This window comes from Stenotrophomonas sp. P5_B8 (genome assembly GCF_054049855.1).
In genome coordinates this window covers 1-857 of the sequence record NZ_JBFULO010000780.1, presented here as the reverse complement: position 1 = coordinate 857, position 857 = coordinate 1, and the positions used below count along the sequence as shown (strand labels likewise).

1 protein-coding gene and 1 pseudogene are annotated in these 857 nt (G+C 62.2%); both read right to left on the bottom strand.

What is annotated here, in order from left to right:
- A pseudogene (locus ACXJKH_RS21425) lies at window positions 1-204 on the bottom strand (putative quinol monooxygenase); the annotation flags it as partial.
- Window positions 205-254: 50 nt separating this feature from the next.
- A partial coding sequence (locus ACXJKH_RS21420; protein WP_457322399.1) for a carboxymuconolactone decarboxylase family protein occupies window positions 255-857 on the bottom strand: 603 nt, incomplete at its 5' end.

Below are 857 nucleotides of genomic sequence, written 5' to 3'. Positions count from 1 at the left end.
GTCAAACACCGCATACAGCGACAGCACGCCTGGCTCAAGCGCCATGGAGGCGCGAACTTCGTCAGCCAGGGCAGCTCGATACGCGGGAAGATGGTCTGCATTGACGGTGATCTTCGAGAGCCTCGTCATCTGAGCCTCCTCAGCGCCAACACTGAAGGCGCATGCCGCCACGCCGATGAAAGTGCCGATCAGTATCGTGTTCACTTAAGCCTCCCGTTCGTGCATGCCACTCGACGATGCCTCTGGCCTGAACATCATTCGGGTCGGGCCTCCAGGTGACGTTGAATGCCTAGGCGGACGCGCTCGGCAGCCTCCAGGCCGACGCGCGCTTCGAGAACATCCGCTATCCCATACAGCTGCTCTGGGCGCAGCCCTATGTTCATACTGATACCGATGTGCGACTGCAACTGGGGCTCTACCCCGGACATGGCCGCCAGCATGCTGACCGTTGCCAACTCCCGGCTTTGCCAATCCAGGTTGTCGCGCTCGAAGATGTCGCCAAACAGGTGCGTACGCAAATACTCATTTGCCTGCGGTGCGAAATCGAACAAAGCCCCGGAGACCGGCCCCCCAGCCAGCTTGGTCTGATTGGCCGTGCCTGCAGCGAGCAACGCGTCGCCTTTGGGAATCGGCCGGCCCGGCTCGCGACCGATTTCATCCTGAAGGCCGCGCTGCCTGCGGGCTTCTGCCACCCTCATCAGTTCGCTCAACGCATTCAGACTGCGCGGAAACCCCGCATAGGCGTAGACCTGCACGAGGATCTCTCGCGCTTCGGCCACGCTCAACCCCGCGTCGAGAGCTTGATTCACTGCGTCCCGGAGGTTTGCCATGTCGCCGGCGGCTGCGGAGGCGCTCAT